Origin of the sequence: Archangium lipolyticum (genome assembly GCF_024623785.1) — a bacterium.
GTDB classification, from domain to species: Bacteria; Myxococcota; Myxococcia; order Myxococcales; family Myxococcaceae; genus Archangium; species Archangium lipolyticum.
Window position 1 is genome coordinate 227,160 of the sequence record NZ_JANKBZ010000003.1, and the last position, 18,833, is coordinate 245,992.

Below are 18,833 nucleotides of genomic sequence, written 5' to 3' on the forward strand. Positions count from 1 at the left end.
TGCCTTCACCTCACGTTCTCGACTTCCGCCCAACGCGGCCGGTGCAGGATCCGCACGGCCATGCACGCGATGTTCGCCCCCGTCCCGGTACCGAGCAGCAGGAGGTTGTCTCCCGCGTTCAGCTCGCCGGAGACGAGGAGGTGGTCCAGCGAGAGCACCTGGTCGCTGGCGCCGACGTGTCCGATGGTGCGGCCGTACTCCCAGGTCAACCTGGACATGGGCAGTCCAAGCGGGACCGCGGCGCGTTCCCGCACGCGCTCCTCGGACCAGTTGACGAAGGCGACCCGGGTGATCTCGGACATGTCCAGGCTCGCCTCCCGGAGGGTCTTGTCGACGATCTCCAGCAGGGTTCTGGACATCGTCGCCGCCAGTTCCCGCGGGTCCGTGCCCGTGGTCGAGAACCACTGCTCCTTGGCCCTCTCCAGGTCGAGCTTTGTCGTGCCCAGGGTCGCCTCCGGCGGGAACAGGGGAGTCGAGCCCCGGTGCCGCTCCTCGTACTGGGGCAGTGTCACCGCGTTGATCGACTCCAGGCGCGCGAAACCGGGCTTCCGGGTGAGCAGCAGCGCGCACGCACCGTCGCCGAGCGGGGCGTGCGGGGTGGACCGCCAGCGGTCGATCCTCGGGGTGTTGTAGTTGTCCGCCGAGGTGATCAGGGCGGCCGTGTGCTCCGGTGCCGCGAGCAGGTGAGCCGCGGCCAGCTCGCAGGCGCTGAACATGCCCATGCAGGCCTGCCGGATCTCCGCCGCGGTCGCCTGTCCGGAGCCGGTGTGCCGCTGGACGTAGTACTGGGGACACCAGCCGTGGGGTCCCTGGTACCAGGTGCTGACATACAGGAGGAGGCTCAGCGCCGCCGGATCCTGTCCGGCGCGATGCATCGCCTGCCTGCTCGCGCGGAGCGCCATCTCCGGCGCGGGCAGGTCGCCCGCGACCGAGACGCCCGTGATGCCGTACCGTCTGGCCTCGGCCTCGCCCAGATGTCCCTGGGCGACGGCCCACTCGACCGGCACCCGGTCGGGGAGGTAGGTCCCGGTCGCGCTGATGAACACGCCTGGTGTCTTCATGAGATGTTCCTGTCCGCCCAGTAGGGTGCGCGCAGCTCCCGCTTGAGCAGCTTGCCGGTGGGCGCCTTCGGCAACTCGGCGACGAACTCCACCGAACGTGGTTTCTGGTAGGAGGCCAGGTGCCTGCGGGCGACGTCGATGATGTCCTCCGCTGTCGCCGTCCGGTTCGGCTTGAGCACCACGAAGGCCTTCACCGACTCTCCCCACTGCTCGTCGGGCACCCCGATCACGGCGCACTCCAGCACGGCCGGGTGCCTGCCGATCGCCTCCTCCACCTCGACGCTGTAGATCTTCTCCCCACCCGAGATGATCATGTCCTTCAGCCGGTCGACGATGTACAGGTAGCGCTCGTCATCCCAGGTGGCCACATCGCCGGTCCGCATCCACCCGTCCCGGAAGGTGGCCGCGGTCAGGTCCGGCCGCCGGAAGTAGCCGAGCATGTTGGCCTCGCCGCGGACCACGATCTCACCGGGAGTCCTTCCGTCGCGCGGCACGTCGTGGCCGTCCGCGTCGACGACCCGGATCCGGGTGCCGAAGCCCTCGCGGCCACAGGAGCGCAGCCGGTGCGGGTGGATCCCCCGCAGCGCATTGCGGTGGTCCTCCTGGGACAGGAACGACATGGTCACCCCTTCGGTCTGCCCGTATCCCTGGATCAAATCGCACGGGAAGGCCTCCGCCACCGCGCGCACGATCGCGCTGGGCATCGGGCCACCGCCGTATTGGATGTTGCGCAGACTCGACAGGTCGTAGGTGCCGAACCCCGGCACCTCCAGCATCCAGTTGAGCATCGTGGTGATGCCGAGGAACGCCGAGACCCGCTCCTGTTCGATGACCTCCAGCGCCTGCCGGGCATCGAAGTTCATCAGCACCACGGGGCAGCCGTGGGCCAGATAGTTCATCGAGAGCACCACGGGGATGTGGAACATCTGCCCGGTGAGCAGGTAGACGTCCGAGGGCACTATCCGCTCCGCCACCGTCTGGTTGAGCATCCCGGCGGCCACACTGCGATGGGAGTGCACCACGCCTTTGGCCGTTCCGGTCGTGCCGCCGGTGTAGAGGATGAAACAGGGATCGGTATCCTGGACCTGCTCGCACCAGGGCGGCTCGGTATCCGGCGCCGAGGCGATGAGCTCCTCATAGCCGCCATCCCCGCTGGGTCCATAGTGGAGCAGGCGCACCAGGTCGACCGCCCGGCCCAGGTCCTCGGCCACGTGCCGGAACTCGGCCGAGGCGACCAGGACGGCGGGTTCAGCGTTGGCGACGAGTGTGCGCAGCGCCTCGGTGGACAGCCTCCAGTTCAGCGGCAACAGCACCAGGCCCGCGCGGCCCACCGCGAAGTAGAGCTCCTGGTACTCGATGCTGTTGCGGCTGAGCACGGCCACCCGGTCACCGGAGCGCAGACCCAGTGCCCGCAGGCCGTTGGCCAGCCTGCGCACCCGGGTGTCCAAGGTGGCCCAGTCGATGCGCCGCTGGTGGGTGATGTCGACCAGCGCGGTTCGCCGGGGAGTGAGGGCCGCCCACCTGGCGGGGATCAGCCCGAGGTTCATCGAGGGCCCCGGCCATCAGTGGGGAGGTCGAGCTCGATGTGCCGGGCGCGCAACCGCCAGGACTCCCCGGCCTGGACCACCTCGTCGGTGTAGGTCCCGGTGGACAGCACCTCGAGGCGCCCGTCCCGAACCGAGATCAGCGTCAGGTACGAGCGCGCGGTGGCCGTGCCGGGACCGGAGGGGTCGACCACCAGGTTCGTGCACACGTGCCGCCTGCGGTCGTCCTGCGCCGCGGCGGAGTCCCGCATCAGGCGCATGATCTCCGAGTGTCCCCGGAACGGACCGGCCAGGTCGCCACCGGCGACGCGCAGGGTCAGCGACGCGTCCGGGGTGAAGCACTCGACGAGCGCGTCCCAGTCGCGAGTGTCGTAGGCCAACGCGTACCTCGCCACCAGGTCGGCGATGGACTCGCGAACGGACATCACACCGCCGTTGCCAGGGATTGCCTCTGATGTCCCGATCATGCGCTCAGGTTAGAGCGTCAGGCCTTGGCGGAAATCACTTGAAAGTATATGAAACGCTTCACCCTGAAGAGGGAGCGAACGCTCACGTGTTGCGTTGGCAAGGAGGTGCGATATGCAGGCCCGATCAGCGATGAAGAAGCCCTCCGTCACCGTTGCCTCCGTCCGCGAGCTCGACCGCGAGTTCCAGCTGAAGAAGCGCTTCGACCTGAAGAAGCGCTCGAACGAACGGGTGGCCGTCCTTCGCGGCCCCATCGAGCTCGATCACCTTCCGCTCGACTTCCGACAGCTCGATCGGTTCCTGGGCATTCCGCGCCGTGACAAAGGCGGCAACACCATGGACGCGCTGATCGGGCTGATCATCGACGGCGACGTGACGGTGAAGGGCGCGGTCGTGAATGCCGAGATGGACTTCGGCCCCTTTCTGCTCGTGCGAGGCGATCTCCATGCGCGCGATGTCGCCTGCGGCGGCAGCCAGGTGCGGGTGGAAGGTGCGCTGACGCTGTCGGGCGCGCTGTTCGGCTTCTACAACCACGGGTCCATCGTCGTGGAGGGGCCGACGCGGGCGGCGTGCGTGCTGACGGAGGAGCACGTGATTCGCCTCGAGGGAGGGCTCGTCTCGCCCGTCGTCCGCGGGGGGAACTTCCTCGAGGTGTCGGGCAAGACCGTGCCCGAGGACCCGCTGGCGCTCCGGCTGCTCGCCCCGGAGCTGTTCGACTGGTCCTCGTGGGTGGGCCTCGGGCCCGCCGGCCAGAGATCGTCGAAAGCCGAGGGTGAATCAGAGCTCGCCTTCATCCAGCTCGAGCGGGAGCTCATTCTCGAGGCCATTGCCGAGGGCCGTCCGCTGGTGCGAGGAAAGCGGGCCTTCAAGGCACCTCCGCGGAAGACGCGGACACCCACCGGCCACTGGCGTGCGAACATGCACTTCCTCGACGGCGTCTGCGTGCGAGCCGACCTCGCGGGCTTCGCGGTGTGCCACACCCCACGGTGGCGTGACGCGGAGTTCGGCCGTCTCTACGGGTACTCGACCACGAAAGGGTGGGGGGCGACGTCGACGCCAGGCGGGGCTCCGATTTCCCTGTGCTACTTCATCGACGCCGAGAACCAGCGCTCGTGGCGCATTCTGCTCAACGACGGTGTCGTCGTCGTGGTCAGTGGCGGAGCGCTCGTTCGGCTCGATGTGCTCAACGCTCCCGCGCCCCTGCACCGCATCCGCTCGGTGACTGATGGTCTCGTCGTGTGTGGCGATGACCTCGTCGTCCATGCCTCGTCGGGCAAGACCTGGAACCGCTTGGAGAAGGGGCTGCCCCAGGGGGCCACGGGAGCCTTCAGGGACATTGCTGGCCACTCCCTCCGTGACCTGACCGCCGTGGGAACCGGCGGGCGGGTGATGCACTTCGATGGAGAGTCGTGGCACTCGCTGGAGGCTCCGACCCAGGTCGAGCTGCACGCGGTGGCGACCACGAGGGAAGGGATTGCCGTCGTCGGCGACCAGGGGACGCTCCTCGTTCGCGGAGCGGAGGGCCGCTGGAGGACATTCCAGACCGGAGACAAGGCACCGCTGGTCGGCGTCGCGGTGCTCGGTGAACGACTCTTCGTTGCTTCCCGGCTCGACATCCTCGAGCTCGCGGGCGACACGTTGAAGCCCGTCGAGACCGGGCTGACGCCCTCTTTTGGCGGTGGCCGGCTGCACGCGTGTGACGGCGTGATGTGGTGTATCGGGTTGACCGAACTCGCCCGCTTCGACGGCTCGACCTGGGAACGGATCCTCTGCCCCGATCAACACATCACCCTGGATCAGAAACCAACCACCGCGCTACCTCCGCCGGGGGCGATCCACCTGGAAGGGCTGGCCTGACTTGGAGCCAGACACCTTCGAGCCGGGAGGCCCTCACTCGGCTGGGCACGCATCCAAATCCACATCGCTGTACACGCCATTGCGATACATATAGGATTCGATGTACTCGTAGTAACGGTTCACGACCCGGAAGACATACAATTCGAGTCCCGCGGACGGCGTCCCCTTGACACCCAGGGCCACGGTTTCGAAGGAGAAGTCACCGGTTTGTGGGCTGTTCACCACGGATACCAGCCCATAGGTGAAGTGACAGCCCCCCACCTGCTGCGACCCCGACACGCGCACACGCGAGCCATCCGGGCATGCGGCCGGCATGAACCCCGCCGCGATCACATCCGTCAGATTGACCGCGTAGGCACTATTCCGCGCCAGGATGGACTGTTGCGTGTCGACCAGCGCCTTCTGCTCACGAATGGCCTCGCATTCGAGGCTCCCGAGGCTGACCGATGGGTCCTGCGCCAGCGCGGGTCGTGCCCACGAGAAGGACAACCCGACGACCACAGAAAACGAGAGCATTGAGCTACGTAGCATGGAGTTCCTCTCTTTTGGATGCCGTCTCTGTTGACACCTACCCGATGAGAGCCGCGCTCGAATCCCTCGCTTGGGGGAGCCAGGACTCCCCCTCCGCTCGATCCGAGCCCTTCGGAATGTTCTTCCCGCATTGATTGCTTGGAAAATGATGAACGTGGTGACGTTTGTCTTCCGCCACTCCTTGAGTCATCTATACGGGAATTCCTTTGAAAACCCGTAGCTCACGGAGTCGCGAAATGCGAAGCATCGAAGGGCGGTGGATGCACGGACTCTTGGGAGTCTGGCTCGGCGTCATCCTGGTGGTGGGCTGTGGTCAGCCCGGCGGCGTTTCAGAAGAGCCGGAGGTGCTGGACTCTTCTCTGCTGGGATCGCGGGCACGAGCCCGGTTCGCGGCGGGATTCGATCACTCCCTGGCGGTGCGCCTGGATGGAACGGTCTGGGCCGCGGGCGCCAACTCCCACGGTCAATTGGGAGATGGGACCACGACCTCGCGCCGTGTGCCGGTGCGGGTGCAGGGGCTGCGCGCAGTGGTGGCCGTGGCCGTGGGAGGCAACCACTCGCTGGCACTGCGAGCCGATGGCACCGTGTGGGCCTGGGGTGACAACTCCGCCGGCCAGCTGGGGGATGGGACCTCGGAAGGGCACTCCACGCCAGCGCGCGTGCCCGGGCTGAGCGGGGTGGTGGCCGTGGCGGCGGGAGACGGCCACTCGCTGGCCCTGCGCTACGACGGCACCGTGTGGGCCTGGGGTGACAACTCCGTCGGCCAGCTGGGGGATGGAACCTGGGATGGTCACTCCACGCCCGCGCGGGTTCCCGGGCTGAGCAGGGTGGTGGCCGTGGCCGCTGGAAACAACCACTCGCTGGCGCTGCTCCATGACGGCACCGTCTGGGCCTGGGGTGACAACTCCTCCCAGCAACTGGCGGGCGCTCCCGGGGAGGGCAGCTACCCCACGCCCTGGCAGGTGGAAGAGCTGAGCGGAGTGGTGGCCCTGGACGCTGGCGGCAACCACTCGCTGGCGCTGCGCTCCGATGGCACCGTGTGGGGATGGGGCGACAACTTCGCCGGCCAACTGGGGGATGGCAACGCCATGAGCACCCGCTGGCTGCCGAGGCCGGTGAAGGGGCTGACGGACGTGGTGTCCGTGTCCGCGGGTTGGGCCCACTCGATGGCGGTGCGCACCGACGGCACTGTCTGGGCCTGGGGAAACAACACCTCCGGCCAGTTGGGCAATGGCATCTCGGTGGAATACGCGACCTTGCCGGGGCAGGTGCAAGGGGTGAGCGGAGTCACGGCTGTGGCCGCGGGTGGTCTCTACTCGCTGGCGCTGCGAGCCGATGGCTCCCTCTGGGCCTGGGGCAACAACGAATACGGCCAGAGGGGAGATGGTTCCTCGATTCATCTCTCCTCGCCGGTGCGGGTACAGGGGCTGAGCGGGGTGGTGGCCGTGTCCGCGGGCTCCGCCCATTCTCTGGCGGTGCGCACCGACGGCTCCCTCTGGGCCTGGGGCGCCAACTACTACGGTCAGTTGGGGGATGGGACCCGGAAGGACCGCAACGCGCCGGTGCAGGTGCAGGGGCTGAGCGGGGTGGTGGCCGTGTCCACGGGTGATGGCCACTCGCTGGCGGTGCTCTCCGACGGCACCGTGTGGGCCTGGGGCCTCAACTCCAATGGCCAGCTGGGCGAGGGCACCACGAACAGAAGCTTCGTGCCGGTGCAGGTGAAGGGGCTGAGCGGGGTGGTGGCCGTGGCCGCGGGCGCGGCGCACTCGGTGGCGGTGCTGTCCGATGGCTCCGTGTGGACCTGGGGTTTCAATAGAAATGGCCAGCTGGGGGATGGCACCACGAGCAGCAGCTTCGTGCCGGTGCGGGTGCAAGGACTGAGCGGGGCGGTGGCCGTGTCCGCGGGCTGGTTCCACTCGCTGGCGGTGCTGTCCGATGGCTCCGTGTGGACCTGGGGTAGCAACAGACAGGGGCAGCTGGGCGATGGCACCGCGACCGACAGCCTCTTGCCGACGCGGGCACTGGTGCCGGACGGAATGGTGGCCGTGTCCGCGGGCTCCTCCCACTCGTTGGCGGTGCGCACCGACGGTACCGTGTGGACCTGGGGCGCCAACACCTTCGGCCAGTTGGGGGATGGCACCACGACCGATCTCCTCGTGCCCATGCAGATCAAGGGGCTGAGCGGGGTGGTGGGCGCGGCAGCTGTCTACGGCCACTCGCTGGCGGTGGGCACCGACGGTATCGCGTGGGCCTGGGGCCTCAACAACTACGGCCAGTTGGGAGATGGCACCACGACCAGCCACTCCACGCCGGTGCCGGTGCTGGGGCAGGGTGGGGTGGTGGCCGTCTCCGGAGGCACTCTCCACTCGTTGGCGTTACGCTCCGACGGCTCCCTGTGGTCCTGGGGAAGCAACTACCACGGCCAGCTGGGCCATGGACCCGCCGGAAGATCCGCTGTTCCCATCCGCTCCCGGTTGTACTGAGCGCTGTCTGGAGACCCTCGTGACCACCCAACGCGTGAACATCCTGGCGCCCGAGTTCCGGGCCAACCCCCATCCCGGCTACGCCGAGCTGCGCCGCAACACCCCCGTCACCCGGGTGGAGCCCGCTGGGTTCTGGGCCATCTCCCGGTATGACGACGTGGCCTTCGTCATCAAGAACCCCCAGCTGTTCTCCTCCGAGGGGTTCAAGGCGGCGTGGCAGCCCGCGTGGGTGGGGTACAACCCGCTCGCCAACTCGATGCTCGCGCTGGATGGGACGAGCCACACCCGGCTGCGCACGCTGGTGAGCCGGGCCTTCAACGCCAGCGCCATCAGCCGGCTGGAGACGCGCATCCGGAAGCTCGCCAACCGGCTCGCGGATGAGCTGGTGGAGAAGGGCGAAGCGGACTTCGTCTCCACGTTCGCCATGCCGCTGCCGACGTTCGTCATCGGCGAGCTGCTCGGGCTGGACGTCTCCCTCCATCACCGGTTCAAGGACTGGTCGGACGACATCGCCAGCGTCACCCCCGAGCCCCTGAGCCCCGAGCACACCCAGCGCACGCTCGCCGCGATCGCGGACCTCACGCGCTACATCACCGAGGTCCTCGAGGCCCGCCGCCGCGTGCCCGCGGATGATCTGGTCAGCGATCTGGTGCGCGCGGAGGCGGACGGACAGCGCTTGACGGATCGGGAGATCATCGACTTCCTGGTGCTGCTGCTCATCGCGGGCCTGGAGACGACGGTGCACCTGCTGGCCAACTCCCTGCTCTTCCTGGCCGAGCGCCCCGAGGAGCAGGCACGGCTGCGCGCGGAGCCCATGCTGGTGCCCAGGTTCATCGAGGAGATGCTGCGCTACGACTCTCCCGTCCAGTCCGTGGTGCGCATCGTCACCTCCGACGTGACGATCTCCGGGGTGACGATTCCCAAAGGGGAGGTGGTGCTCGCCCTCATCGCCTCGGCCAACCGGGACGAGCGCCACTACCCCGAGCCCGATCGCTTCGATCTCCACCGCGAGCAGACCAGCATCTCCTTCGGGTATGGCGCCCACTACTGCATCGGCGCGCAGCTGGCCCGGATGGAGGCCCGCTGCGGCCTGGAAGCACTGCTCTCCCGCTTCAGCGGCTTCAAGCGGACCTCCGCCGAGCTGACCTGGAGCCAGGCCATCACGGTTCGCGGGCCTCACACGCTGCCTCTCCGGTTCATCCCGGCCTGATGGAGGGCGCAGCTAGTTCGAGAAGATGGCGACGGCGCGCGTGAAGCCGGCCGAGCCGTTCTTGATCTTATAGGGGAAGCACGCGACCGTGTAGCCAACGGGCGGCAGCAGGTCGAGGTTGGTGAGCTTCTCCATCTGTCCGTAACCCATGTCACGGCCGGCCTTGTGGCCCTCCCAGATGATCGACGCGTCGCCGGTCTTCGCGAACCTCTCGCGCGTGTACTTGAAGGGCGCATCCCAGCTCCACGCGTCCGTGCCGACCACGCGCACGCCCCGCTCCAGCAAGTAGAGGGTCGCCTCGCGGCCCATGCCGCAGCCCGCGTCCAGATAGCCGGGCTTGCCATAGAGCGCGGCCGCGGAGGTGTTCACGAGCACGATGTCGAAAGGCTGGAGCGTATGGCCGATGCGCTTCAGCTCCGCCTCGACCTCCGCGGCCGTGACGACATGGCCGTTGGGCCGGTCCCGGAAGTCGAGCTTCACCCCCGGGCGGAAGCACCAGTCGAGCGGCAGCGCTTCGATGCCGTAGGCCGGCTTGCCGCCGTCCGTGGTCGAGGCGTAGTGCCAGGGCGCGTCCATGTGCGTACCGTTGTGGGCGGTGAGCTTCATCCGCTCGCCCGCCCACCCCTCGCGTCCGGGCAGGTGGTCGGGGGTGAGGCCAGGGAACATCGTGGCCATCTCCTCCGCGCCCGCCGCGTGATCCGAGTACTCGATGTGCGGCAGGAGCGAGGGCGGATCCGTGTAGGCACTGTTCTCGAGCGTGACGGAGAGATCGACGAAGCGCAGCCCCTTGGTGTTCATGTCGTGGCCCTTCCCGCATGTGGCTCGCATTCCGAGCCGTGTCCGGCCTGGAGGATCACGCACTGCTAGCGCACGGGGGAACGCGGTTCTCGCGATACCAACCATCGGCGCCACCGATGGGTGGCATCGATACAACCGGCTTCCCGGGCTCCGGGTGACGGTTTATGGAACTCCGTCATGAAGCTGGGAACGCTCGAGAATGGAACCCGGGACGGGATGTTGGTCGTCGTTTCGCGCGACCTGCGCCGGGCGGTGCATGCCCGTCCCATCGTGTCCACGATGCAGGATGCCATCGAGAACTGGGCGGAGGTCGAGCCCGCCCTGAGAGCGCTCTCCGACGCGCTGAACGCCGGGACCGCGCCCCACGCGTTCGACTTCGACCCGGCCGCCGCGATGGCACCCCTGCCTCGGGCCTACCAGTGGTGCGACGGCTCGGCCTTCCTCAACCATGGCCGGCTCATGGAGAGGGCCTTTGGCATCGCCCCCGTCCCCGACTTCGAGACCGTTCCCTTGATGTACCAGGGCGCGTCGGACGACTTCCTCGGGCCCCGGGCCGATGTCCCGCTTCCGAGCGAGACCCATGGCATCGACTTCGAGGGCGAGTTCGCCATCATGGTGGACGATGTGCCCATGGGCTGCACGGCCGGACAGGCCGCGGGTCACATCAAGCTGCTGCTCCAGGTGAACGACGTCAGCCTCCGCGCCTTCACGCCCATCGAGATGAAGAAGGGCTTCGGCTTCCTCCAGGCCAAGCCCTCGTCCAGCTTCGCGCCCGTCGCCGTCACGCCCGATGAGCTCGGCGGTGCCTGGAAGGATGGGCGCGTGCACCTGCCCTTGAACGTGTGCTGGAACGGCGAGTGGTTCGGACACCCGAACGGCGGGGAGATGAACTTCAGCTTCCACCAGCTCATCGCGCATGCGGCGGCGACCCGCAGGCTCCGGGCCGGGACGGTGATTGGCTCGGGGACGGTCTCGAACGCCGATTCCAGCGCGGGCTCCGCCTGCATCGCGGAGCGCCGGGCCCTGGAGATGCTCGCGCACGGGAAGCCGGTCTCCGGCTTCATGCGTTTCGGGGACACCGTGCGCATGGAAGTCTTCGACTCCGAGGGCCGCAGTGTCTTTGGCGCGATCGACCAGAAGGTGGTCCCCGCGCTGCCCTGAGCGGGATGTCTCAGGGGCCCTGGCGGGATTCCTGTTCGGCCACACACGTCTGGAAGAGCCCGCGCATCCAGGTCAGGCCCGGGTCGGACTCGAAGTAGCGGCTCCACTGAACCATCTCGACGAGGGGAGGGAAGTCGATCGGCGACGTCAGGAGGCGGAGCGGCAGGAATCGCGCATAGAGCCTGGCCAGGCGGGAATGCATCGTCGCGATCAGGTCCGTACCGACGAGCAGGTGGGGCACGGTGCAGAAGCTGGGGACGGTCACCTCGATCCGGCGCTCATGCCCGAACCGCTCCAGGAACCCCTGTTCGGCGGACGGCGACTGTTTGGCGAGACTGACGCCGATGTGTCCCGACTCCAGGTACTGCTCGAGCGAGAGGGCGTCGCCCACCCGGGTGTTGCCCGTCCAGACGACGCAGCAGTAGGTCTCCTCGAAGAGGACCTCCTTGGGATGGAGGTCCAGCAGGTACGTGTCTGGCGTGATGACGAAGTCGATCTCCCCCCGTTGAAGGGACTCGCCCGTGGCGACTCCAGGGGGAATGAGCTCCAGCGAGATTCCTGGTGCCACGTGCTTGAGCTGGCGCAACACGTCCGCGAGCAATACCTCGGTGACGTAATCGGACGTGACGATCCTGAACGTGCGCCGGGCCGACGCCGGGTCGAAGCTGGGCATCGCCTCGACCGCGGACTGGATGCGCAACAAGATGTCCCGGATCTTCTGGGCGAGGCTCTCCGCCCGGGGCGTCGGAACCATCTGGCGCCCGACCTGCACCAGGAGCTCGTCACCGAAGAACTCCCGCAGCCGCCCGAGCGCGCCGCTCATGGCTGACTGACTCAAATGCAGCCGGGCGGCCGCCCGAGAGACATTCCGCTCCTCGAGCAGGACATCCAGGGCCACCAGCAGGTTCAGGTCCAGGTTCTGGAACCGCATGGCCCCATCATGCATCGGCGGGGCCGATACTTCGTATCGGGAAATACGGCTTCTCCGATACCTCGGGGATTCTTAAGTAATGCACCGGACGCATCCAGCGAGGGCCGCCCCCCATGTTTCGCTACTTCCCCAAGAACTACGTCTGGAATCTGTCGGTCGACCTCGCGATCGAGATGGGCGCGCGCATCGGAGAGATCGAGGAGATGTGCGCGCCGCTGCTCGCCGCTTCGGAACAGCCCGATGCCGAGGGCACGCGCGCCTTCATGCGCACCTGGGTCGCGATGGGCGACAAGCTGTGCGCGCTGGCGGAGGACGACGAGCGCGCCGGCCGGTTGATTTCGGCCGGCGACAAGTTGCAGCGCGCCTCGATGTACTACCTCACCGCCGAGCGCATGCAGGCCCATGGCAACCCCGAGCGCAAGGCGCTGTACGCCCGCGTGCTCGAGACCTTCAAGAAGGGCACGGCGTTGTCGCATGCCAACTGCGAGCGGGTGGAGATCCCGTATGAGGGGACGCACCTGGCGGGCCTCTACACCCGCGCCGAAGGCGTGAGCGGCCGCCAGCCGCTCCTGGTGCAGGTGAACGGCTTGGACAGCACCAAGGAGATGAAATACTTCGTGGGCCTGCCACGCTGGTTGGCGCAACGCGGCGTGGCCTCGCTGGTGATCGACCAGCCCGGCACCGGCGAGGCGCTGCGCCTGCACGGCCTGAAGGCCGTGTACGACAGCGAGCGCTGGGCCAGCAAGGTGGTCGACTGGCTGGAGACCCGCGAGGACATCGATGCCAGGCGCATCGGTCTCGAAGGCGTGTCGCTCGGCGGCTACTTCTGCCCGCGGGCGGTGGCCTTCGAGCCGCGGTTCGCGATGGGCGTGGTCTGGGGCGCCAACCACGACTGGCGTGACGTGCAGAAGAAGCGGCTGCAGAAGGAGGGCAGCTTCCCGGTGCCGCACTACTGGGAACATGTGCGTTGGGTCTGGGGCGCGAAGGACATGGATGACTTCCTGCGCATCGCCGAGAACGTGCACCTCGACGGTGTGCTCGACCGCATCCGGGTGCCCTTCCTCGTCACCCATGGCGAGAAGGACTCGCAGATCCCCCTGAAGTGGGCCGAGCGCACCTACGAGCAGCTGGTCAACAGCCCGAAGCGCGAGCTCAAGGTGTTCACCGCGCGCGAAGGCGGCGTGCAGCACAGCAGCTTCGACAACAGCGCCAACGCTGGCGCCTTCATCGCCGACTGGGTCGCCGAAACCCTGGGCGGCCGTACTGCCTGATCACCCCATCGACAAGGAAGCCCTCATGAACATCATCGGACCCGACGCACTGGTCTTCGGCGTCGACGACGTGGCCGCCTGCTGCCAGTACCTGCTGGACTACGGCCTGCGCGGCGTGGACGTGAACGCGCAGGGCGGCCGCTTCGAGGCCCTCGATGGCACGCACATCGTCATCAAGCACCACTCCGACCCCAGTCTGCCGCCCGCCATGGGCACCGCCAGCCAACTGCGCGAAACCGTCTACGGCGTGGCCGACAACGCGACCCTGGAGCTCATCGCCACGGAGCTCGGCCGCGACCGCGAGGTGCGCCGCGATGCCCATGGCCGCCTGCACACGGTGGACGACATGGGCTTCGCGCTGGCCTTCCAGGTCACCGTGCGGCGGCCGCTGACGCTGGCTGGCGAGACCGTCAACGCCCCCGGCAACCCCGCGCAACGCCCGGTGAACGTGATCGGCGTGGACCCAACCCGCGAGGCGCTGCCGCGCACGTTGTCGCACGTGGTGTATTTCGTGCCCGACTCCGCCAAGGCGGAGGCCTTCTACGTCAAGCGCCTCGGCTTCGTCTGCACGGACCGCTTCACCGGCGTGGGCCCCTTCCTGCGCCCGGCCGGCACGAACGACCACCACACGCTGTTCATGATCCAGACCCCGCCGCAGATGAAGGGCGTCGAGCACTTCACCTTCCACATGGGCGGACCGACGGAGGTGATGCTGGCCGGCACTCGCTTCGTCGAGAAGGGCTATCAGTCGTTCTGGGGACCGGGCCGGCACCGCTTCGGCTCCAACTGGTTCTGGTACTTCAACAGCCCGCTCGGCTGCCATGTGGAATACGACGCCGACATGGACCAGCACGATCAGCGATGGTCCGCACGCGAAGCGCCGATGAGCGCCGACGCCTCGCAGCTGTTCCTGTTCCAGCACCGTGCCAAATGGGCACCGGGTGGTCCGCCGCCGCCTGGCGCCCCCGGCAAGCACTGATCCATCCGGCCATGAGTCGCGGGGTCTTCCTGTGCCGGCTCGACGAGCTGCCCGACGGGCAGTCGCGCGGCTTCGATCCGCTGGGCACCGGCCGCGACACCCTGCTGGTGGTGCGCCGGGGCCGCGACCTGCACGCCTGGCGCGATGATTGTCCCCACCAGCCCGGCGCGCCCATGGCCTGGCGCAAGGACGCCTACCTCAGCCGCGACGGCAGCCGCATCGTCTGCCATGCCCACGGCGCGCGGTTCGACATCGCCACCGGCATCTGCACGCTCGGACCTTGTCTGGGGCAGGCACTGACCCGTGTGCCCCTGCTGCTGGATTCCGCTGATCACGTCTACGCCACACTCGAGGAGGAGTGACCATGGGCGAGCAAGCCCGCTTTTCAATCGGTACCTTCGCGGTCGCGGGAAGCCCGTCCTTTCCCGGCCTCGTCATCGACGAACAGGTCGTCGCGCTCGAGGCGCTCGCGCCACTCGCCGCCAGTCTCGGCCAGCCGCTCGTTGGCACCGCCTCCGTCCAGGAGCTCCTCCAGGAGTGGCCGCGCAACTTCGCGACGTTGAGCCGGGTCGCGGAGCTGATCCGCACGGGTGGGGCGCCCCGGGTGGCCTCGCTCCTGGTTCCGGTCAGCAGGCTCCAGGTCCGGGCACCGCTCCCGCAGCCCCGGCAGATCTATTGCTCCGGGGCGAACTACCGCAAGCACGTCATCGATCTCATCATCGACCAGAAGAGCCACCTCACGGAGAAGATGTCCGCCGAGGAGCGCCAGGCCTACGGCGAGAAGCTCATGGACGAGCGCGCGGCGAAGGGCAAGCCGTTCGTCTTCTTCAAGGCCTCGTCCGCGGTGGTGGGCCCCTACGACTCCGTCGTGCTGCCCCGGGACGTGAGCCAGGCCGACTGGGAGCTCGAGCTGGGCGTGGTGATCGGCCGGCCCGCCCGGCGCGTGTCCCGCGCGGAGGCGCTCGAGTACGTCGCCGGCTACGTGGTCGTGAACGACCTCACCAGCCGCGAGCTCGTCTACCGCCCGGACGTTCCGCAGATGGGCATGGATTGGATGGCCAGCAAGAGCTCGCCGACCTTCCTTCCCATGGGTCCCTACCTGGTGCCCGCCACCTTCGTGGACAACCCGCAGGACCTGCGCGTCACGCTCAAGCTCAACGGCGAGACCATGCAGGACGAGAGCACGGCCGACATGATCTTCGACGTCGCGCGCCTCATCGAGTTCATCTCGTCCCACGTCCAGCTGCTGCCGGGAGACGTGCTCTGCACCGGTTCACCCGCTGGCAATGGCACCCACTACAACCGCTTCCTGCGCCCGGGCGATGTCCTGGAGGGCTCCATCACCGGGCTCGGCACCCAGCGCAATCCCTGCATCGTGGAGGAGGACTGAGCCATGGCGACGGACCGACGGCTCGTGGTGGACCTCCACTGCCACGCCCTGAGCCTCGACGTGGAGCGCCTGGTCGCGGACCGGCCGGAGAAGAAGGCGGAGCCGCAGCTGCAACTCCGCGCCCAGGGTGAAGCGTCCACGGTGCACAACGCCACCGTCATGCTCCCGAAGGCGATGCCCAAGCTGACGGACATCGAGCTGCGCCTGCGCGACATGGACGCCATGGGCGTGGACATCCAGGTGGTCAGCCCTTCACCCAACCAGTACTACTACTGGGCGGACGAGGAGCTCGCCCGCGAGGTCGTGCGGGTCCAGAACGAGCACATCGCCGCCCTGGCGGGTGGCCATCCTCGCCGCGTCGTCCACGACCCCGATGTCCTGCGGCGCCTCATCGAGGTCGTCGGAGCCTCGCAGGTGGTGATCGGTACCGACTATCCCTTCGACATGGGCGCATACGACGTCCAGGCATTGGTGGACGCCGTGCCGGGTCTGAGCGACGCGGAACGCGCGCGGATCCTGGGCCTCAACGCGGCCGAGCTGCTGGGCCTGAACGCGGTCGAAACGCAACGAACCTGAAGAACCAAGGAGACATTCAAGATGGCCCGTGTACGCAAGGTGTTGATCGTCGGTGGTGGGATCGGCGGACTCTCGTTGGCCTCCGGCCTGCGCAACCGTGGCATCGAGGTCGACCTCGTCGAGGTCAAGAAGGAGTGGACCGTCTACGGCGTTGGCATCATCCAACAATGCAACGTCATCCGGGCCATGGCGCAGCTGGGGCTGGCCGACCGCTTCCTCGGCGCGGGGTTCGCCTACGAGAACGTCGGGTTCTACTCGGCGGAGGGGGCGCTTCAGCGGATGCTGCCCGGGGTGCGCGCGGCGGGGCCGCAGTACCCGGCCAACCTGGGCATCTCCCGGCTCGCCCTCCATCGCGTGCTCAGCTCCACGGCGGAGGAGCGGGGGACCTCCATCCGTCTGGGCCTCACGGTCGAGCACCTGGAGCAGGACCCCGACGGCGTGTCGGTCACGTTCACCGACGGCTCGCGGGGCCGGTATGACCTCGTCGTGGGGGCCGACGGGCTCTTCTCCAAGGTCCGGTCCATGGTCTTCGGGAAGGAGCTGAAGCCGCGCTTCACGGGACAGGCGGTCTTCCGTCACAACTTCAAGCGCCCGCCCGAGATCGACCATCTGGCCGCCTTCTACGGGCGTCATCACAACGCCGGGCTCTGCCCCCTGTCGCAGGAGCTGATGTACCTGTTCGTGACCTCCTCGGAGCCTGGGAACCCGTGGATGCCGGAGGACCAGCTCGCGGAGCTCATGAGGGACCGCCTGAAGGAGTTCGGCGGGATCATCGGCCGGCTGCGGGAACAGATCGCCGACCCGAAGCAGGTCGTCTACAAGCCCATGGAGGTGATCTTCGTCCCCGAGCCCTGGTACCGGGGGAGGGTGGTGCTGATCGGCGATGCCGTCCATGCGACGACGCCGCACCTGGGGCAGGGGGCGGGCATGGCCATCGAGGACGCCGTGGTGCTCGCGGAGCTGCTCGCGGAGGACGCACCGGTGGAGGCGCTCCTGTCCCGCTTCATGCAGCGGCGTTACGAGCGCTGCAAGTTCATCGTCGAGAGCTCGATCCAGATCGGTGACTGGGAGATGCAGGGCGCGTCCCACGCCGACCGGACGGGCATCGTGAAGAAGATGATGGAAGTCACGGCCCAGCCCATTTAAACGAAGAGCGGTATGGATGGTGTCAAAGCCGAGCTGGAAGCTTCCGATGGTCTCCCCACGCCGCGCCGGTATTGGGCGATCGCCGCCATCGTGCTCGCGATCTCCATGGCCGTCCTGGATGGGGCGATCGCCAACGTGGCGCTGCCCTCCATCGCACGGGACCTGAACGCCTCGCCCGCCGCGTCGATCTGGATCGTCAACGCCTACCAGCTCGCCATCGTCGTCTCGCTGCTCCCGTTCGCCTCGCTGGGAGACATCGTGGGCTACCGCCGCGTCTTCCAGGCCGGCCTCCTGGTGTTCACGGGGGCCTCGCTGGCCTGCGCGCTGTCGGGCTCCCTCGTGGGACTGACGCTCGCACGCGTCCTCCAGGGCTTCGGCGCGGCCGCGCTCATGAGTGTCAATGCCGCCCTCGTCCGCTTCACCTACCCGAATCGGCTCCTGGGACGGGCCATTGGCATCAACGCCATGGTGGTCGCGACCTGCTCCGCGCTCGGCCCGACGATCGCCTCGGCCATCCTGTCGCTCTCGTCGTGGCCCTGGCTCTTCGCCATCAACCTGCCCGTGGGGACCGCCGCGCTGCTCATCGCGCGCCAGGCGCTACCGCACACCCGGCGCTCGGGGCTCCCGTTCGATTGGACGAGTGCGCTGCTCAATGCCCTGACGTTCGGGTTGCTGATCATCGGCATCGAGACCCTGACGTCCGGTGTGATGCCGAGTGCCCTCCTGCTCGCCGGGAGTCTCGCCGCGGGCGCCGTGCTGGTGCGGCGGCAGCTCTCGCGGACCTCACCGCTCGTACCGGTGGACCTGCTGCGCATCCCCGTCTTCGCCTTCTCCGTGACGGCTTCCATCTGCTGCTTCTCGGCGCAGATGCTCGCTTTCGTTTCCCTGCCGTTCTACTTCCAGAACGTCCTGGGGCGCGGCCAGGTGGAGGTCGGGCTGTTGATGACGCCCTGGCCGGTCGCGGTGGCCATCATGGCGCCCATCGCGGGGCGGCTGGCGGATCGCTTCTCGGCGGCCATCCTGTGCGGCGTGGGGGCGGTCGTGATGGCGTCGGGATTGGCGCTGCTCGCGCTCCTGCCCACGCACGCGGCGAGCGGTTTCATCGTCTGCGGCATGGCTCTCTGTGGCGTGGGCTTCGGGTTCTTCCAGTCGCCGAACAACCGCGCGATGTTGTCCGCCGCTCCGAAGGCGCGCAGTGGCGGCGCGGGTGGCATGCAGGCCACGGCCCGCCTGCTGGGGCAGACGTGCGGTGCCACCCTGGTCGCCCTGTGCTTCAGGGCGTCCTCGAACCATGGGTCCACGGTGGCCCTGGGGCTCGGTGCTTGCGTCGCGACCGTGTCGGCCGTGGTCAGCACCTTCCGGTACCATCAGCAGGTCGACGTCCAGGTGACATCGTAGCGCCCGCCGGAAGGGACCGGCTCCTCTGGCGC

General features: G+C 68.0%; 17 protein-coding genes. 11 read left to right on the plus strand and 6 right to left on the minus strand.

All coding sequences use genetic code 11. The features are described from left to right. Positions 1-5: 5 nt before the first annotated feature. The 3 genes from NR810_RS08035 to NR810_RS08045 are packed head-to-tail and all read right to left on the minus strand — an operon-like array spanning position 6 to position 3,072. Positions 6-1,061 carry a ketoacyl-ACP synthase III family protein gene (locus tag NR810_RS08035; protein ID WP_257449748.1) on the minus strand — a complete coding sequence of 352 codons (1,056 nt, stop codon included), beginning with the start codon at positions 1,059-1,061 and terminating at the stop codon, positions 6-8. Next, complete coding sequence (locus NR810_RS08040; RefSeq protein ID WP_257449750.1) at positions 1,058-2,608, minus strand: AMP-binding protein; 1,551 nt, start codon at positions 2,606-2,608, stop codon at positions 1,058-1,060. The genes NR810_RS08035 and NR810_RS08040 overlap by 4 nt, the downstream gene beginning before the upstream one ends. Beyond that, the gene (locus NR810_RS08045) at positions 2,605-3,072 is read right to left on the minus strand and encodes a nuclear transport factor 2 family protein (protein ID WP_257449752.1); all 468 of its coding nucleotides are present in this window, start codon (positions 3,070-3,072) and stop codon (positions 2,605-2,607) included. The genes NR810_RS08040 and NR810_RS08045 overlap by 4 nt, the downstream gene beginning before the upstream one ends. A 112-nt stretch (positions 3,073-3,184) precedes the next feature. Between NR810_RS08045 and NR810_RS08050 the strand changes: the two genes are divergently transcribed. Beyond that, on the plus strand, positions 3,185-4,927 hold the full coding sequence (locus tag NR810_RS08050; RefSeq protein ID WP_257449754.1) for a WD40/YVTN/BNR-like repeat-containing protein: 1,743 nt from the start codon (positions 3,185-3,187) through the stop codon (positions 4,925-4,927). Positions 4,928-4,960: 33 nt separating this feature from the next. On the opposite strand, the gene NR810_RS08055 is transcribed toward NR810_RS08050, so the two are convergent. Beyond that, positions 4,961-5,458 carry a hypothetical protein gene (locus NR810_RS08055; protein ID WP_257449756.1) on the minus strand — a complete coding sequence of 166 codons (498 nt, stop codon included), beginning with the start codon at positions 5,456-5,458 and terminating at the stop codon, positions 4,961-4,963. A gap of 236 nt (positions 5,459-5,694) precedes the next feature. Between NR810_RS08055 and NR810_RS08060 the strand changes: the two genes are divergently transcribed. Together NR810_RS08060 and NR810_RS08065 are read left to right on the plus strand one after the other, a co-directional pair. Beyond that, positions 5,695-7,941 carry an RCC1 domain-containing protein gene (locus tag NR810_RS08060; RefSeq protein ID WP_257449757.1) on the plus strand — a complete coding sequence of 749 codons (2,247 nt, stop codon included), beginning with the start codon at positions 5,695-5,697 and terminating at the stop codon, positions 7,939-7,941. Positions 7,942-7,960: 19 nt separating this feature from the next. Next, positions 7,961-9,151 carry a cytochrome P450 gene (locus NR810_RS08065; RefSeq protein WP_257449759.1) on the plus strand — a complete coding sequence of 397 codons (1,191 nt, stop codon included), beginning with the start codon at positions 7,961-7,963 and terminating at the stop codon, positions 9,149-9,151. 12 nt (positions 9,152-9,163) lie between these two features. On the opposite strand, the gene NR810_RS08070 is transcribed toward NR810_RS08065, so the two are convergent. Continuing rightward, the gene (locus NR810_RS08070) at positions 9,164-9,949 is read right to left on the minus strand and encodes a cyclase family protein (protein ID WP_257449761.1); all 786 of its coding nucleotides are present in this window, start codon (positions 9,947-9,949) and stop codon (positions 9,164-9,166) included. Between the two features lie 177 nt (positions 9,950-10,126). Between NR810_RS08070 and NR810_RS08075 the strand changes: the two genes are divergently transcribed. Then, positions 10,127-11,110, plus strand: coding sequence for a fumarylacetoacetate hydrolase family protein (locus tag NR810_RS08075; RefSeq protein ID WP_257449763.1), 984 nt, complete (start codon positions 10,127-10,129; stop codon positions 11,108-11,110). 10 nt (positions 11,111-11,120) lie between these two features. Here the strand turns inward: NR810_RS08075 and NR810_RS08080 are convergent, their stop codons facing one another. Beyond that, positions 11,121-12,041, minus strand: a complete 921-nt coding sequence (locus NR810_RS08080) for a LysR family transcriptional regulator (RefSeq protein ID WP_257449766.1) — start codon at positions 12,039-12,041, stop codon at positions 11,121-11,123. Between the two features lie 113 nt (positions 12,042-12,154). Here NR810_RS08080 and NR810_RS08085 point away from each other — a divergent pair, with 113 nt between their 5' ends. Genes NR810_RS08085 through NR810_RS08115 form a run of 7 tightly spaced genes read left to right on the plus strand, consistent with a single transcriptional unit; the run spans position 12,155 to position 18,801 of the window. After that, a complete protein-coding gene (locus NR810_RS08085) occupies positions 12,155-13,312 on the plus strand; it encodes an alpha/beta hydrolase family protein (RefSeq protein ID WP_257449769.1) in 1,158 nt (385 codons plus the stop codon). Between the two features lie 25 nt (positions 13,313-13,337). Beyond that, on the plus strand, positions 13,338-14,291 hold the full coding sequence (locus NR810_RS08090) for a VOC family protein (protein ID WP_257449771.1): 954 nt from the start codon (positions 13,338-13,340) through the stop codon (positions 14,289-14,291). Between the two features lie 11 nt (positions 14,292-14,302). Next, positions 14,303-14,653 carry a Rieske (2Fe-2S) protein gene (locus NR810_RS08095; protein WP_257449774.1) on the plus strand — a complete coding sequence of 117 codons (351 nt, stop codon included), beginning with the start codon at positions 14,303-14,305 and terminating at the stop codon, positions 14,651-14,653. Positions 14,654-14,655: 2 nt separating this feature from the next. Beyond that, complete coding sequence (locus NR810_RS08100) at positions 14,656-15,681, plus strand: fumarylacetoacetate hydrolase family protein (protein WP_257449776.1); 1,026 nt, start codon at positions 14,656-14,658, stop codon at positions 15,679-15,681. Positions 15,682-15,684: 3 nt separating this feature from the next. Beyond that, a complete protein-coding gene (locus NR810_RS08105; RefSeq protein ID WP_257449778.1) occupies positions 15,685-16,257 on the plus strand; it encodes an amidohydrolase family protein in 573 nt (190 codons plus the stop codon). Positions 16,258-16,278: 21 nt separating this feature from the next. Further along, on the plus strand, positions 16,279-17,403 hold the full coding sequence (locus NR810_RS08110; RefSeq protein WP_257449780.1) for an FAD-dependent oxidoreductase: 1,125 nt from the start codon (positions 16,279-16,281) through the stop codon (positions 17,401-17,403). Positions 17,404-17,415: 12 nt separating this feature from the next. After that, entirely contained in the window at positions 17,416-18,801 is a 1,386-nt protein-coding gene (locus NR810_RS08115) for an MFS transporter (RefSeq protein ID WP_257449782.1), read from the plus strand. Positions 18,802-18,833 lie beyond the last annotated feature (32 nt).

Excerpts from the sequence above, each read along its gene's own strand:
- NR810_RS08095 (WP_257449774.1), top strand. The coding sequence starts at position 14,303 with ATGAGTCGCGGGGTCTTCCTGTGCCGGCTCGACGAGCTGCCCGACGGG.
- NR810_RS08100 (WP_257449776.1), top strand. The coding sequence starts at position 14,656 with ATGGGCGAGCAAGCCCGCTTTTCAATCGGTACCTTCGCGGTCGCGGGA.
- NR810_RS08040 (WP_257449750.1), bottom strand. The coding sequence starts at position 2,608 with ATGAACCTCGGGCTGATCCCCGCCAGGTGGGCGGCCCTCACTCCCCGG.
- NR810_RS08055 (WP_257449756.1), bottom strand. The coding sequence starts at position 5,458 with ATGCTACGTAGCTCAATGCTCTCGTTTTCTGTGGTCGTCGGGTTGTCC.
- NR810_RS08075 (WP_257449763.1), top strand. The coding sequence starts at position 10,127 with ATGAAGCTGGGAACGCTCGAGAATGGAACCCGGGACGGGATGTTGGTC.
- NR810_RS08050 (WP_257449754.1), top strand. The coding sequence starts at position 3,185 with ATGCAGGCCCGATCAGCGATGAAGAAGCCCTCCGTCACCGTTGCCTCC.
- NR810_RS08105 (WP_257449778.1), top strand. The coding sequence starts at position 15,685 with ATGGCGACGGACCGACGGCTCGTGGTGGACCTCCACTGCCACGCCCTG.
- NR810_RS08115 (WP_257449782.1), top strand. The coding sequence starts at position 17,416 with ATGGATGGTGTCAAAGCCGAGCTGGAAGCTTCCGATGGTCTCCCCACG.
- NR810_RS08110 (WP_257449780.1), top strand. The coding sequence starts at position 16,279 with ATGGCCCGTGTACGCAAGGTGTTGATCGTCGGTGGTGGGATCGGCGGA.
- NR810_RS08085 (WP_257449769.1), top strand. The coding sequence starts at position 12,155 with ATGTTTCGCTACTTCCCCAAGAACTACGTCTGGAATCTGTCGGTCGAC.
- NR810_RS08045 (WP_257449752.1), bottom strand. The coding sequence starts at position 3,072 with ATGATCGGGACATCAGAGGCAATCCCTGGCAACGGCGGTGTGATGTCC.
- NR810_RS08035 (WP_257449748.1), bottom strand. The coding sequence starts at position 1,061 with ATGAAGACACCAGGCGTGTTCATCAGCGCGACCGGGACCTACCTCCCC.
- NR810_RS08070 (WP_257449761.1), bottom strand. The coding sequence starts at position 9,949 with ATGAACACCAAGGGGCTGCGCTTCGTCGATCTCTCCGTCACGCTCGAG.
- NR810_RS08080 (WP_257449766.1), bottom strand. The coding sequence starts at position 12,041 with ATGCGGTTCCAGAACCTGGACCTGAACCTGCTGGTGGCCCTGGATGTC.
- NR810_RS08090 (WP_257449771.1), top strand. The coding sequence starts at position 13,338 with ATGAACATCATCGGACCCGACGCACTGGTCTTCGGCGTCGACGACGTG.
- NR810_RS08060 (WP_257449757.1), top strand. The coding sequence starts at position 5,695 with ATGCGAAGCATCGAAGGGCGGTGGATGCACGGACTCTTGGGAGTCTGG.